Below are 13,307 nucleotides of genomic sequence, written 5' to 3'. Positions count from 1 at the left end.
GCACAACAAAAGTGCGCCTCTGCCCCACAAACTGGCAAATAAAAACATTTCATTAACATTGTGAGTTCTAATACCTTGTTTTACATGGCATTGTAATAGTGGCATGTGATTAGCAAATCCTTCCTTAGAAAAAAACCAAGATGCACTAATGAACACAGCTGACTTTGAGTGTGCCAATGGTGAATCGATAAATAAGTCAATCGAGGGGATGAGCATGAAGAAATCACTGTACAGCGTTTTGGCCTTATCGACGGGAATGTTACTGGCAGGCAACGCCTTTGCAGCCGTATCAGGCAACATTGGCGGTACCTCTAATTATCTATGGCGCGGTGCGACCCAAACTAAAGATGCGGTCGCAATCCAAGGTGGCCTTGACTACAGCCACGATTCTGGATTTTATGCGGGAACTTGGGCATCGAATGTGGATTTTGGTGATGATACTAGCTACGAGCTTGATCTATATGCGGGTTATGGCGGCAGTATTACCGAAGACATCAGCTACGACTTTGGCTATCTCTACTACGCCTATCCAGACGCACCGGGCAGTATTGATTTTGGTGAGCTCCATGCTGCTGTCACGTGGAAATGGCTCGAACTGGCTTACTCCCAAGTCATCAATGCCGGTGACGATCTGGCCGCCGATCCTTTAGATAATAAAGATCTCAGTTATCTTGCCGCGACGGTATCCGTTCCTCTCACTGAAAAGCTGAGTTTATCAGTGCACTATGGTTACTCAAACGGTGATGTCGTCCAATCTTGGTTTGGCGAAGATAATTATGCCGACTATAACGTGACTCTCAGCGCAGATACCAGCATAGGCACAGTGTCATTTATGGTCTCTGATACCGATCTCACCGATGATGATGCCAAACTAGTACTCGGATATTCCTACAGTTTTGATCTATAAGCTCTAAACATAAAAAACGCCACCTTAAAAAGTGGCGTCATTTTATCACCATCACCTACTAGGCAATAATTGACCGGTTTGTTTTACGGGCCGCAACCATTTTCTCGATATATTCAACAATGGGCTCAGTCACTGAAATCCCTGTTGTTTGTTCAATCCCTTCAATGCCTGGCGCCGAATTAACCTCAAGGATCAGTGGGCCACGGTTAGAACGTAAAATATCTACTCCCGCGACAACCAATCCCATCGCCTTCACTGCGGCAATAGCCATTTTACGCTCAACAGAGGTGATTTTTACCACCTCACCACAACCACCTAAATGCAGATTTGAGCGGAAATCACCCTCGGGACCTTGACGTTTCATCGAAGCAACAACCTTGTCACCGACAACAAAACAACGAATATCACTACCATTGGATTCTTTAATGTATTCCTGTACTAAGATATTCGCTTTGAGTCCCAAGAATGCTTCAATCACGCTCTCAGCAGCCGTTTTAGTTTCAGCGAGTACGACACCAATCCCTTGAGTGCCTTCGAGTAATTTAATGACTAACGGAGCGCCGCCCACCATATTGATGAGATCTGGGATATCATTTGGCTTATTGGCAAAACCCGTCACTGGCATGCCAATCCCTTTGCGGGAAAGTAGTTGCAGTGCCCGCAATTTGTCCCGCGAACGCGCAATGGAGATTGAATCATTCGCGGCATATACACCCATCATTTCAAACTGACGTACAACGGCACAACCATAAAAAGTCACGCTAGCATGAATACGCGGAATGATGGCATCAAACCCAACTAATTCAGTACCTTCATAATGAATGCTAGGTTTAATAGAATTAATATTCATGTAGCAATTCAGCGTATTGATCACGACCGCTTCATGTCCACGACTTTGGCAAGCCGCGACTAAACGTTGTGTCGAATACAACTGGGGGAATTGGGATAAAATACCTATTTTCATTGCTGAGTGACCAACTTAAGCATGAGTGAATAAACCGTTCTGCGGCACCAAAAGCACAGCGACAGAAAAAGGGGCTGATATTTGTCTATTGCTCAGTGTAAAGCAAGAAAATATTCCTCACCAGACGAAATCATTATGCTAATGAAATACTTCAAGACCTATCACACTCGGAACTCGGTTTAAGTTAACAGCGGCAGAATATACTTAGCCTCAAACTCCGTTGCATCTAAGGGACGAGAAAACAAATAACCTTGTAATACAGTACAATGGCGAGAAGTGCAAAACTCAGCCTGCTCAATCGTTTCAACGCCCTCAGCTACTGATATGACATTAAACCCATGGGCGAAGTTAAGTAATGCAGCGAGCAAACGAGTGTCTTTATCATCCTTATCATAGGAAGCGACAAAGCTTTTATCGATTTTCAGCACGCTAATGGGAAACAATTTGATATGTTCTAAGGACGAAAAACCCGTCCCAAAATCATCAAGGGCAAAACGCACCCCTAACTCTGCGATTCTATCGAGCATTTTGGCATGTTCATGGGGATCTTCAATAAGACAATTTTCAGTAATTTCAAGCTCTAATGCTACAGCAGGAAGTCCTGTCTTAGTCAGCGTATTCGCTATTTTATCAAACAGGTTCTCATTTCCAATTTGCGATGCAGACAGGTTAACGGCAATGGTGAATTCTTTCCCTGTTGGCTGTAATTGGGTTAGCCAACTCAATGCCTGTGTACAGGCTTGCTCAAGTACCCAGTCATCAATGTCCTCCATTAATCCGATCTCTTCGGCTATGGGTAAAAACTGATCTGGGGCGATAATACCATCCACAGGATGCTGCCAACGGACGAGGGCTTCCATCCCCACCATCTGATGGGTTTTCGCATTCACTTGCGCTTGATAATGAACCTTAAATTCATTTCTTTTTAAGGCAGTACGCAAACTCGACTCGATATGATTACGGTAACGCACCTCTTTATCTAAAGCTTCTGAGTAAAACTGAATCTGGTTTCGGCCCATTTTTTTAGCGCGATACATAGCAATATCGGCACATTTCATCAGCTCAGAACTATTCGAAGCCGCTTCATTATAAAAAGCCACACCGATACTGGCACCAATAAGCACATCGTTATCACCGAGACAAAATACGTCCTCAAACACTTTGAGCAATCGATTAGCCACAATCATAGGGAAATATTTATAATCATTATCAGTGACTAGCACGACAAATTCGTCCCCACCTAAACGGGCAATAATGTCGCCATCTCGTAGTACTTCACTTAATCGAGCGGCTACTTTAACTAAAAGAATATCCCCCGTCTGATGGCCTAGAGTGTCATTGATCGCTTTAAAATCATCTAAATCGAGTAAGATAACGGCTAAATAGTCGTGACAACGTTTGGCCCTTGCTATCGCTCGATTAAGACAAAGTTCAAAACCATAGCGATTAACCAGCTTAGTCAACGAATCGTGTTCAGCTAGCTCTTTTAGTTTTTGGTGACTATTACGTAACGCCAACGCCATTGAAGATCTTTGTTTCGCATAACGAATTGCACGAGTTAGTATCCGCGAGTTGACCTCATCTTTAAGCAAGAAGTCCTGTGCCCCTAGTTCAATACAGCGCTGAGCCAGTTTCTCATCTTCATAGCGACTCAGCATAACGACTACGGTCTGGTCTTGCGTCATGGCATTGAGCTTGATCAACACTTCTAAGCCATTAGCATCGGGTAATAAATAATCCAATAGAATACCGTCAAAATGACGTTCTAATGCGAGATTTAAACCATCAAATGCACAATTTGCTTCGACCACATTAAAAGTCAACTTTGACTGTCTGAGTGCTCGGATGATCGCAGTTCTATCAACTTCATCATCATCGATCAGTAGTAAATCCATATACTCACCTTATGCGGATGGGAGCTCCACTATTCGCCAATAACCTTCAAGCATATTAAAAATATTGTTAAAACCGTCTTTCATATCAGTTTTAACCATGTAACCAGCCACATGATGGCTATAGGCTTTCATCCTATCTTCATCGGTACTCGACGTGGTGAGCATAAAAACGACAGACGAAGAAAGAGAAGGATCTGAACGTATTCGCTCAAGGAACTCAAACCCATTCATTCTTGGCATATTAAGATCCAGCAAAATAAGATACGGACCTTTGATCGTGTCTAAACTCGTTAGAATAGTTAATGCTTCGATCCCATCCCGAGCACGCACTAAGGGATTGAGTAACCTCAATTGTCTCATCGCCCGCTGCACGGCCATGTAATCCACGTCATCGTCATCAACCAATAAAATGGTGACCTGTTGATAGTGATTTGCTGCGCTCATAGAAGCTCCTTTTTCACTATTTGCTTAGGCCAACTAAAGCAAAAACAACAACCTCGGCCCTGCGATTTAAGCTGAATCTCTCCACCTAAACTTTCAACCGTTTTCCTCACAAGTGATAAGCCTAAACCACTGCCTTCAACTTCATCCCTTGGTTTAAGTGTTTGAAACATCTCGAAGACTTTTTCATGATATGAGCTTGATATCCCCGGACCATCATCTATCACACTGAATCGATACTGCTGATCAAACGCCTCACATGAAACCGTAATCACACCTGTACCTAAGTCATGATGTTTTATGGCGTTACTGATTAAATTTCGTATAACTAATTCCAACAATGGTCTTACGGTATAAAAATTCGGAAATTCACCTTTTAGGACTAATTCAAATCCCTGTGGCGGCGCGACGAGCGCAAACATGTCTTCAACCAATTGCCGACTTTTCACTTCAGTGGTTTCGGTATCGACACGACCAATCCGAGAAAACATCAATAGTCCATCGAGTAATAACACCATTCGATGAATACGACTTTGGATAAGCCCTAGGTATTTCTGTACATTTTCATTGGTGTTATCGACTAAATCCTCAGATAACCAAGAGGTTAGCTGCTCGATACCACGTAAGGGGGATTTCAAATCATGGGAAGCAATATAGGCGAACCTGTCTAATTCTTGATTGATACGCTCAAGCTCAAGCATATGTTCTGCACGCTGAACTTCAATACGTTTACGTTCAGAGACATTGTTAATTGTCGCGAGAATAGAAATGCCATTACTAAAATGAATAGGCGTCAACCCCACTTCAATTGCGAGTCGACTGCCATCTTTACAACAGCCAAACAGGTCATCCCGCATCGACATATTTTTCGCAATAGGCTGCACTAAATAGTTACTCATGTGCTGCTGATGAGCATCCCTTAGGGTTTCGGGCAATAACATATTGATGGAACGACCGAGTAACTCGTCTCTGGTATAGCCGAACAAACGTTCAGCATGGGTATTCACTAAAGTAATAAATCCAGATTTATCCACCATAAATAGCGCACTTGGAGAGGCTTCAATTACTAATCTAAAGCGTTTTTCGTTAGCAATTAACTCTGAAGTCAGTAAAGACTCCTTATATCGATTACGCGCCATAATTAACACTGAGTAAAACAATGCCAAAATAAAACCACAACCGATAAATTGGAGCCACATACCTTGGGTCTGTTCCGCTCTCGAGATAAAACGCGATTGTGATGAAATGTCTAAGCGCCACAACTGCCCTCCAACTAAGTCAGTCTGTGAGTGATAAAACACATCCTGCTCATTCGGGGCCACTTTGCTGCTGGTAAACATTAGACTGTCAGCGCTTGCCTGCGGACTTTCATAAATGGCAAGTTTCAAGCCTGAGAATCGCTCCCCCATAATCCCTTGCATGAGGTCATCCATCCTAAACGCTGCATACACAAGTCCAAACACGTGCTGTTTACGCTCAGCCTCTGTTGTTGTGGTGCCTTGATAAAGCGGTAAATACATTAAAAAGCCCGCTTTCGCATCATCAGAAGTATCTTGAACTAATACGACTTTGCCAGAAACTGTCGGCAGTCCAGTGGTAATAGCGCGAGTGATGGCTTTATATCGATTAGACTCGGAGCACATGTCATAACCCAAGGCTCTTTGATTACGCCAATCAAAGGGTTCTAAGTACACAATCACGCAATACTGATCACGCGTTCCTTCTGGGTAAACTTTATAGTCTTTAAAACCTTCAGCTTGAACTTGTTGGATGTGCGCACTTAATGCTTCAGGTTGAAGTAACTGAGCATAGCCAAAACCTTGAAAACCAGGGTAATACTCAGATAAATGAGCATTGATGACATAAGTTTGCCATTCCTGACGTGTCACATTACTCGAGGATAATAATAAGCCAACGCCACCACGTAAGACTTGCTCATAGGCAAGCATTCTGCGATTCACGGCTTCTGTTAATTCTTGAACGCTATTTTCGAAACGCTCTTCACCTCTATCCCTAAGATATTGCTCAAGCACATACCAAGAGATCCCCATGAAAAGTAAGGCAGCCACTATCATCAGCCAGCTAGAGCTCAGCACGCTAAAGTAGATATTATTAGATGGGGGGAGTGATTTAGAAAACTGATCCTTGTCCATGTAAGCCAATTCCCTAGCAAACGATTAACAACAAACACAGGTACAAGTGTTGTTGTAATTATGACTAAATTCAAGTTTATCCTACTATTTAACTCGGAATTAACGCGAATATATCTATGACGATACCGTGCTCTTAATCACAAAATAAGCAAAAACTAAATTAATCAAATATTCAATTGCAGTCTAGTGCCTACGCCAAACAGCGGTAAGCTGAATCATCCGACTCACGGGAAGAATTTTTCACCCTAACTCACAAAATTATTTGCTTTTCTACCATACTCTTTTTAGTTAGAAAGTCGTTAGGAACAACAAGAGGAATTCGTTATGGCTCATATTACTGAAGTCGTGCCCAACGATACTGAACTTGAGGCAATGACCACACCAAGAAACAGCAAAGCCGCCGAGGCAATGCAGCATAGACGCGAAGTCAAAAAGCGTTTAGAAGACTACCTCGAGCGGGCGGAGTTAAAACGTGCATTAGGAGATGACGATTTTTTCTAGCCAATTCTATCTCGCTATCTCGTGGTCAAAATGATGGGATGATGATCTCAGTCGGTGATCATTTGTTTCGAACTCACTGAGTTTTGGCCCACTAAAATCGAATATCTCACCCAGCCAACAGTGCTGGGCGTGACTCTGCTCTAGCTCACTAACCTCCAGATTTAATATCGCGTCATCACGGTCATTTTTACCACTCTTGTCAGCTTGAGTTTTGATTAACAAGCATTCAGCCTTAGCACGCTCAAATAACTCATCGCGGCCATGTTTTGCTCCAACCAATCTATTTCTATATCAAGAACAAAGCAGCTTTAATGCCATATCAATAAAATATTATTAAACAGATGGTTACTTATTTATGTCCCATAGACATAGCGCTAGAATTGTAACAAGTACACCAAAATGATTCACAAAATCGATAACAGCTAATTTATTTAATCGGTATATTTTCTCCGCTAGCCTGCGAATCAATATGAATAAATGAGGTTTAAGGCTATGATTAGCCACATCTCTCTCGCTGAAATTACCTGCAGGATATACGGGAATGTCTGAGTCGTTAGCCCAATATCAACAAGATCTACGCCGTTTTTCCGATGAATTAATTCGCATTCAAACGCCAATAAAAATCTTAGATGCCATTAAATGGCCGCGGGAAATGGAGGAACGTTTTCTCTCCAATAAGGGCACGGTACTTCCGGCTATCAAGCAAGAGTTCTATCAAAACATTGCGTTACCTTTTGATCCTGTTAAAACCCAAGCTGAGCTAGCCTCCCTAAAGCAGGACATCCATAGACGTTTGGGTAAACGAGACAAACTCGGCAAAATATTAGTGGCAAACGTCGATCAGTATCGCCTTGTCATTGATATGTTGGGGAATAGAGGCACGCCAACCTTTGGTAAGCTCAGCCAAGAATTGTACGGCAGTGCTAGCCATAAACTGCATGGCGATCGCCATACCTTGCGCCAGTTAGGCGATAAACTCAGCTACATTTTCTCGCTGCCCGCGGCGAGGCACATGAATAAACACCACCCTAAAATTATTAGCGCGCCAGAAGCGGTTAACGTGCTCAGCCAACGTTTAGAAAAGTACTTCCATAGCGATGATATGCGTGTACGCCTTAGTGACGGTATCGTCTCTGACGCTGCAGTCGGTGGCGATACCGTTAAGCTCAATAGCAAAGCAATGTTCAGCGAATCGGATCTTAATGTATATGAAGTTCACGAAGGTTGGGTGCATGTTGGCACGACGCTAAACGGCCGAGCTCAACCCCACGCCACTTGGCTCAGTGTCGGTTCTCCGCGCGTAGCAGCAACCCAAGAAGGTCTAGCCGTTTTACTGGAAATGCTGACGCTAAGCTCAAATCCAGGACGGGCTCGGCGAATTAGTGACCGTGTTGCCGCGGTCGATATGGCTGAAAATGGTGCTGACTTTATAGAGGTATTCAATTATTTCAGAGGATTGAATCTAAGTGCGACAGACAGTTACCGTGTCACCCAAAGGGTTTTCCGTGGTGGTATGGTGGAAGGCGGCAGTTTCTTCACTAAGGATATTTCCTATGTGCGTGGCTATGTAGAAAACATTAACTTTATCCGCAGCGCCATCACCTCAGGCCTTCCTGAACTCATCCCTATGCTATTCCTCGGTAAATTGGCGATCGAAGATATCCCCGTGTTATACCAAGCTTGCCAAGAGGGCATTCTGACTACGCCTAAATATCTACCGCCCATGTTTGATAACTTTAGTGGCCTTTATGCTTGGTTTGGTTTTGCATCAGGTTTAGCAGGAATCGATTTGAAAGGTGTACAGCGCCATTTCACTCGCTTATTTAAAGACGTACCGAATGTCGTCCCCGCCTTTGAGTTACTCGATGATACTGAATTTGACAACAACTCGGACTAATACAGTAACCTGATTGATTTAAAATAAAAAAGCTCACAACTATGTGAGCTTTTTTATAATACTAAACGCTAATCTTCGATAGAAAAACCTTCACCATTACATTCAAAATACAACTCACAGGCAGGATAACTCGCTTTGCCACACGTGTAGAAGATAATGGCATTTCCACCCAACTTTTTAACTTGTACTTTCAAATCTTTTTTAAGATCGTCCAAATTGACGTGTTCAGCAGGATAAATTTGAGTACTGCAAAATGTGGTGGAGACTTCACCTAAGCTCATAAACTTGTGCCTGGACATTTCTGCCTGAGAATACACTTCAACAGTACCGGCGACTGCATTATTTAAAGCAACAGCACCCGCATTGGTGCGAAATGTCACGCCATTACACGCTGTCAGTAATAAGCAAAAAACGATTACACACAGACTTTTATTTAGCATCATTTAAATTCCATTTTATTAGTCACTTAACTTTTAATAAATAATCTATAAGCTTGATTTTGCGGCTTCCTCTGCATGCTGACGAATAAAGTATAACCACGTTAAAGCAAGAACTACAGGGCTTAATAGTGGCTAAAAAGGAGGCCATCAACACATTAAACGGATTCACATTCTTATCTTTATCAGGAATACGGCTAGACCAGAGTAACTTAAAGCTTATGCCTAACTTTAGAGAGGAAATTAATCTCAGTCAGAGGGAAAGAAACAAACCAACGCCTAAGATCATCACCAAGTATAGATGCGCCCTAGACAAAGCCATTAATCAGGCCAACAAACTCCGTAATCGCTTTCATTCAAACCTCGTGATTGCTTGTTATTGTCATAGCTTGATTGACTAGGTCGGATCAGGGCTTGGCCTAACGAACACGACATATCAATGTCGCCAATTTAACATGCAAACCTCAAATTGCAACCAATTGCAACCAATTGCAACCAATTGAAACTAATTGCAAACAATTAAAGTTCTAAATCATGCCTGAATTTATCTGAAATTGATTGGCAAGCAGAGTTATTACCGAGCAGTGAGATATTGATTTACAAAACAAATAAAACTCCCTGCATTGATGATGCAAGGAGTCTATCGAGCGGAGTTTCGCGAGTAATGATAATAAACTTAAGCTGGCTTCCACACTAACTGCGGCAGTGCATTTAAATCCAATCGGTCACCCTGGATCGCGATTGCTATAGCCTTTGGTTTAGTCTGAGGATCTTGGTTAATCACATCGACCAATCCATGCTGCGCCTCGGGTTCTCCATGGACTAAAATTAACGGCGGCTGGCCTTCAAAATGGTGATACCAACGTAATAACTCTGCTTGATCCGCATGGGCTGAAAGTCCACCCACTGTGTGTAACTTAGCCGCGACTTTAATGCTGTTACCATGAATAGACAGTTCCTCAGCGCCATCGACGAGGGCACGCCCTGGTGTTCCAAGCGCTTGATAACCACAAATAATCACATCACATTCTGGGCGCCATAAATTATGCTCTAAGTGGCTACGAATACGTCCACCGTTACACATGCCGCTCCCTGCGATAATGATCAATCCCTTATGCACGTCGTTCAGCGCTATCGACTCTTCGGTCGTTTGGATAAATTCGACATTCGACAACAGCGGATGCTGCCCAGGATGTTGGCGGGTAAAGCGTTTAAAGTCCTCATCCATCAGCGGATAATTATTAACGTAGACGCGGGTCGCCTCAATTGCCATCGGGCTGTCTAGGCAGATTTTCCAACGGCCGAGATCCCATTCTTTAGCATATAAATGAAATAGATATAATAACTCCTGTGCTCGTCCAACCGAAAAAGCGGGGAGCAATATATTGCCTTGGCTCTCGTTGACTGTCTTAGCAAAAATGGCTTTCAATTCGGCTAAGGTATCCGTCCAACTGCGGTGAAAACGATTGCCATAGGTGCTTTCCATTAAGACTAAATCTGCCGTATCCACTAAGGTAGGATTACGTAAAATCGGCATACCTGCACGGCCAAGATCGCCACTGAAGACGATTTTCTTCTGTGATTTACCCTCACCTAACCACAACTCGACTAAGGCGGAGCCTAAAATATGCCCTGCATCTGAGAGGCAAATATCCACATGGGGAATAACCCTAGTCACTTGACCATATTCCAATGGTACAAATTGGGTTATCGCGAGTTCAGCATCTTCAACGGTGAATAGCGGTTCTAGGGGTTCAAGATCATGTTTAGCACGCTTTTTATTGACTCTTTCGGTATCGCGGGTCTGCAGCATAGCCGCATCTTTGAGCATGATGGCGCACAGCTCTGCCGTGGCTTTATGGGTGTAGATAGGCCCATCAAAACCCGCTTTGACTAAGAGTGGTAAACGCCCAGAATGATCGATATGGGCATGGCTAAGCACGACAGCAGAAATAGACTCAGGATCAAATGCGAAGGGATCATGATTACGCAACTCATCAGATTTACCGCCTTGGATCAAACCACAGTCGAGCAATAAGTGTTCATGATCAACCGAGAGTAAATGACACGAACCCGTCACTTCCTCTGTCGCCCCTAAAAACTGCAATGTCATTCGCATGGTGTCCCTCCAAGGTGTTTATCTCATATAAAGATAGACTATGCCCTTATTCCTAAAACAAAAAGGATTAATTAGTCACGTGCGAGCAATGTCAACTTTAGCTGTAATGCTTAGTCATCAATAACCTAACAATGGGTACAACTGACCTTGACGTACCGTTTTGCCAGCGTTAGCAATAGTGCCATCGCGCAGCCATTGTTCGAGCAAGATCTGCAAAGGCTGCTTGACCTCTGCGGCCGTCATTCCAGCGCTAATACTTGGGCTATAGAGTAATTTAAGCAAAATGAAATCGAGTCCGGTAAGTAAGTCCTGCGGGGTTTTGTCGTTAAAGATGGAGGGAAATACTTTCTCTGAATCATTGGGTAAACCAAGCACTTGAGTAATCTCTTCCACTACGCAAGCCACTAACTTACCGTGCATTTTGGCTTGTTCTACAGGAATAATAATCCAAGCACGTTCAATCTCTTGCCGTGAATTGAGAGCAAACTTTGCCATACACACAGAACCATGGACATTTTTCGCCGAGCTCGGTCCCATTAAGCGCATCACCTCACCTGCCCATAGGGATTGACGGGTAAACACTAAGTGCAGATTCGCCTCAGAGAGCGTATCCACCCGTTGAATATCGAGGCCGGTGATCTGGCCTAAGTGTGTTAAGTGCATCAACACTAATTGAGTGTGCAGCGCCTTATCACCCACTTGATGCTCAATAAACACTCGTACCGGTATGCGCCACTTACGCACGCTATGTTTAGTAAGGTCATACTCATTTTTTAGGGCGACTTCACTAGATGCTTGGGTGATATAAGCGGAGTTTTTCCAATCCGTAGCGGGCGTTAATACTTGGGTTAATCCGGGAGATGTTTGAGCAGCAAATAAAGGTAAAGCTAATAAACTTAGCGTTAGAAAAAGCCCTAAACGAAACAGACGTGCAGTAAAAAATAACCAACTGTAGAAACGTGTTAATACCCTAAGCCACTTTTGCATTGGCACTCATCCCGCAACTTGACGAGGTCACTGAATCAAAATCATAGCAGTGATACTGATAAAAGAAGTCGAAATCTGCAAACAATCTCCTACGACATAGACTTAATAAACTCGCCCAGATAATGCAATGCCGACTAAACCGTAGCCAATAAAACCCCATAATAAAATGACTACACAAAGCATCAATACATTGTTTTTAAACAAATTATATTTAACGATCATTAATCGTATACTGATGATATTACACCACCATTGCCAAGGATTCAGGATGACAATGGTGTGCATTTTTAGCTTAAGCGCTTTCTAACGAGCATAATCCGTGCAACTATTCAGCGAGCTCTAGTCCCTTAACCACCCCTCAACTTCATCGCGCGTCGGTACTGAGCCGCTATGTACGAGCTCACCATCGATCACTACCGCTGGGGTTTTCATCACTTTAAATTTCAATAGGCTTTGAGGATCTGTGTCCTTTTTTACAATCACATCCACACCCATTTCTTCTGATATGTCCGCAATCATCTCAGCGGTTTTGCTACATTTAGCGCAACCACTGCCTAATACTTTGACTTGTTTCATGTTACTTCCTCAACGAACTGTGCTGCAAAATTAAAAATTTCAACCTACTGTCATACTCGCAGCCACATATAGCAAGGTAAATTTCCAGCCAAGCAAACTCATAGACAAGAGTATGGCAACATATATAGCTCAATTCAGGCCACAATAAGATCACTGCATTATTAGTTGAATTGCATTGATTGCTATTAATTTCTATATCTAAAGATAAACAAATATTTATAAACCATCTGTTATAAACACTACCAAAAAACTAAAAAAGTACAGCCTAGTTTTTCATAAAATCACAATACTCTAGTTAATTTCACGACTCAAAAAAATAATCTTGATAACACAACAAATATTAATACAACCTAAATTAGATGCTTGGTGAATATAGCTAAAACAGGCAATATTTTACTTGATTATTATTCAGGTATTTCCCCGTCATCAT

The 13,307-nt window shown here is 42.8% G+C and carries 11 protein-coding genes and 1 pseudogene; 3 read left to right on the top strand and 9 right to left on the bottom strand.

Going from position 1 to position 13,307, the window contains the following annotated elements:
• Positions 1-214: 214 nt before the first annotated feature.
• Positions 215-907, top strand: a complete 693-nt coding sequence (locus KO531_RS09705) for a TorF family putative porin (protein WP_105250314.1) — start codon at positions 215-217, stop codon at positions 905-907.
• Positions 908-965: 58 nt separating this feature from the next.
• Here KO531_RS09705 and rimK read toward each other — a convergent pair whose 3' ends face one another.
• From rimK to KO531_RS09685, 4 genes are all read right to left on the bottom strand, one after another.
• Entirely contained in the window at positions 966-1,871 is a 906-nt protein-coding gene (rimK, locus tag KO531_RS09700) for a 30S ribosomal protein S6--L-glutamate ligase (protein WP_113939182.1), read from the bottom strand.
• A gap of 179 nt (positions 1,872-2,050) precedes the next feature.
• Positions 2,051-3,766, bottom strand: coding sequence for a GGDEF domain-containing response regulator (locus tag KO531_RS09695; RefSeq protein ID WP_219251027.1), 1,716 nt, complete (start codon positions 3,764-3,766; stop codon positions 2,051-2,053).
• 9 nt (positions 3,767-3,775) lie between these two features.
• The gene (locus KO531_RS09690; protein ID WP_105250317.1) at positions 3,776-4,210 is read right to left on the bottom strand and encodes a response regulator; all 435 of its coding nucleotides are present in this window, start codon (positions 4,208-4,210) and stop codon (positions 3,776-3,778) included.
• A complete protein-coding gene (locus KO531_RS09685) occupies positions 4,207-6,360 on the bottom strand; it encodes a CHASE domain-containing protein (protein ID WP_219251026.1) in 2,154 nt (717 codons plus the stop codon). Before KO531_RS09685 ends, KO531_RS09690 begins: the two co-directional genes overlap by 4 nt.
• A 324-nt stretch (positions 6,361-6,684) precedes the next feature.
• Here KO531_RS09685 and KO531_RS09680 point away from each other — a divergent pair, with 324 nt between their 5' ends.
• A complete protein-coding gene (locus KO531_RS09680; RefSeq protein ID WP_006079984.1) occupies positions 6,685-6,861 on the top strand; it encodes a hypothetical protein in 177 nt (58 codons plus the stop codon).
• Between the two features lie 541 nt (positions 6,862-7,402).
• Complete coding sequence (locus KO531_RS09675; RefSeq protein WP_131523937.1) at positions 7,403-8,758, top strand: flavohemoglobin expression-modulating QEGLA motif protein; 1,356 nt, start codon at positions 7,403-7,405, stop codon at positions 8,756-8,758.
• A gap of 68 nt (positions 8,759-8,826) precedes the next feature.
• Here KO531_RS09675 and KO531_RS09670 read toward each other — a convergent pair whose 3' ends face one another.
• From KO531_RS09670 to KO531_RS09655, 5 genes and pseudogenes are all read right to left on the bottom strand, one after another.
• The gene (locus tag KO531_RS09670; protein WP_247651595.1) at positions 8,827-9,201 is read right to left on the bottom strand and encodes a hypothetical protein; all 375 of its coding nucleotides are present in this window, start codon (positions 9,199-9,201) and stop codon (positions 8,827-8,829) included.
• A gap of 121 nt (positions 9,202-9,322) precedes the next feature.
• Positions 9,323-9,494: pseudogene (locus KO531_RS22400) on the bottom strand (sodium:alanine symporter family protein); the annotation flags it as partial.
• Between the two features lie 377 nt (positions 9,495-9,871).
• Entirely contained in the window at positions 9,872-11,314 is a 1,443-nt protein-coding gene (locus KO531_RS09665; RefSeq protein ID WP_219251025.1) for an MBL fold metallo-hydrolase, read from the bottom strand.
• Between the two features lie 117 nt (positions 11,315-11,431).
• Positions 11,432-12,301: a DUF2927 domain-containing protein gene (locus tag KO531_RS09660; RefSeq protein ID WP_219251024.1), complete on the bottom strand. Its 870-nt coding sequence runs from the start codon at positions 12,299-12,301 to the stop codon at positions 11,432-11,434.
• Positions 12,302-12,640: 339 nt separating this feature from the next.
• Positions 12,641-12,877 (bottom strand): thioredoxin family protein, encoded by a 237-nt coding sequence (locus KO531_RS09655; protein ID WP_113939188.1) that lies wholly within the window; start codon positions 12,875-12,877, stop codon positions 12,641-12,643.
• Positions 12,878-13,307 lie beyond the last annotated feature (430 nt).

The organism is Shewanella sp. NKUCC06_TVS (assembly GCF_019345515.1).
In the GTDB taxonomy this organism is placed as follows: Bacteria; Pseudomonadota; Gammaproteobacteria; order Enterobacterales; family Shewanellaceae; genus Shewanella; species Shewanella oncorhynchi.
The sequence above is the reverse complement of the archived record's forward strand: the minus strand, read 5'-3'. Positions and strand labels throughout refer to the sequence as shown.

Bases quoted from the DNA above. Each gene is read 5' to 3' on its own strand.
- KO531_RS09705 (WP_105250314.1), top strand. From the start codon at position 215: ATGAAGAAATCACTGTACAGCGTTTTGGCCTTATCGACGGGAATGTTA.
- rimK (WP_113939182.1), bottom strand. From the start codon at position 1,871: ATGAAAATAGGTATTTTATCCCAATTCCCCCAGTTGTATTCGACACAA.
- KO531_RS09695 (WP_219251027.1), bottom strand. From the start codon at position 3,766: ATGGATTTACTACTGATCGATGATGATGAAGTTGATAGAACTGCGATC.
- KO531_RS09690 (WP_105250317.1), bottom strand. From the start codon at position 4,210: ATGAGCGCAGCAAATCACTATCAACAGGTCACCATTTTATTGGTTGAT.
- KO531_RS09685 (WP_219251026.1), bottom strand. From the start codon at position 6,360: ATGGACAAGGATCAGTTTTCTAAATCACTCCCCCCATCTAATAATATC.
- KO531_RS09680 (WP_006079984.1), top strand. From the start codon at position 6,685: ATGGCTCATATTACTGAAGTCGTGCCCAACGATACTGAACTTGAGGCA.
- KO531_RS09675 (WP_131523937.1), top strand. From the start codon at position 7,403: ATGTCTGAGTCGTTAGCCCAATATCAACAAGATCTACGCCGTTTTTCC.
- KO531_RS09670 (WP_247651595.1), bottom strand. From the start codon at position 9,201: ATGATGCTAAATAAAAGTCTGTGTGTAATCGTTTTTTGCTTATTACTG.
- KO531_RS09665 (WP_219251025.1), bottom strand. From the start codon at position 11,314: ATGCGAATGACATTGCAGTTTTTAGGGGCGACAGAGGAAGTGACGGGT.
- KO531_RS09660 (WP_219251024.1), bottom strand. From the start codon at position 12,301: ATGCAAAAGTGGCTTAGGGTATTAACACGTTTCTACAGTTGGTTATTT.
- KO531_RS09655 (WP_113939188.1), bottom strand. From the start codon at position 12,877: ATGAAACAAGTCAAAGTATTAGGCAGTGGTTGCGCTAAATGTAGCAAA.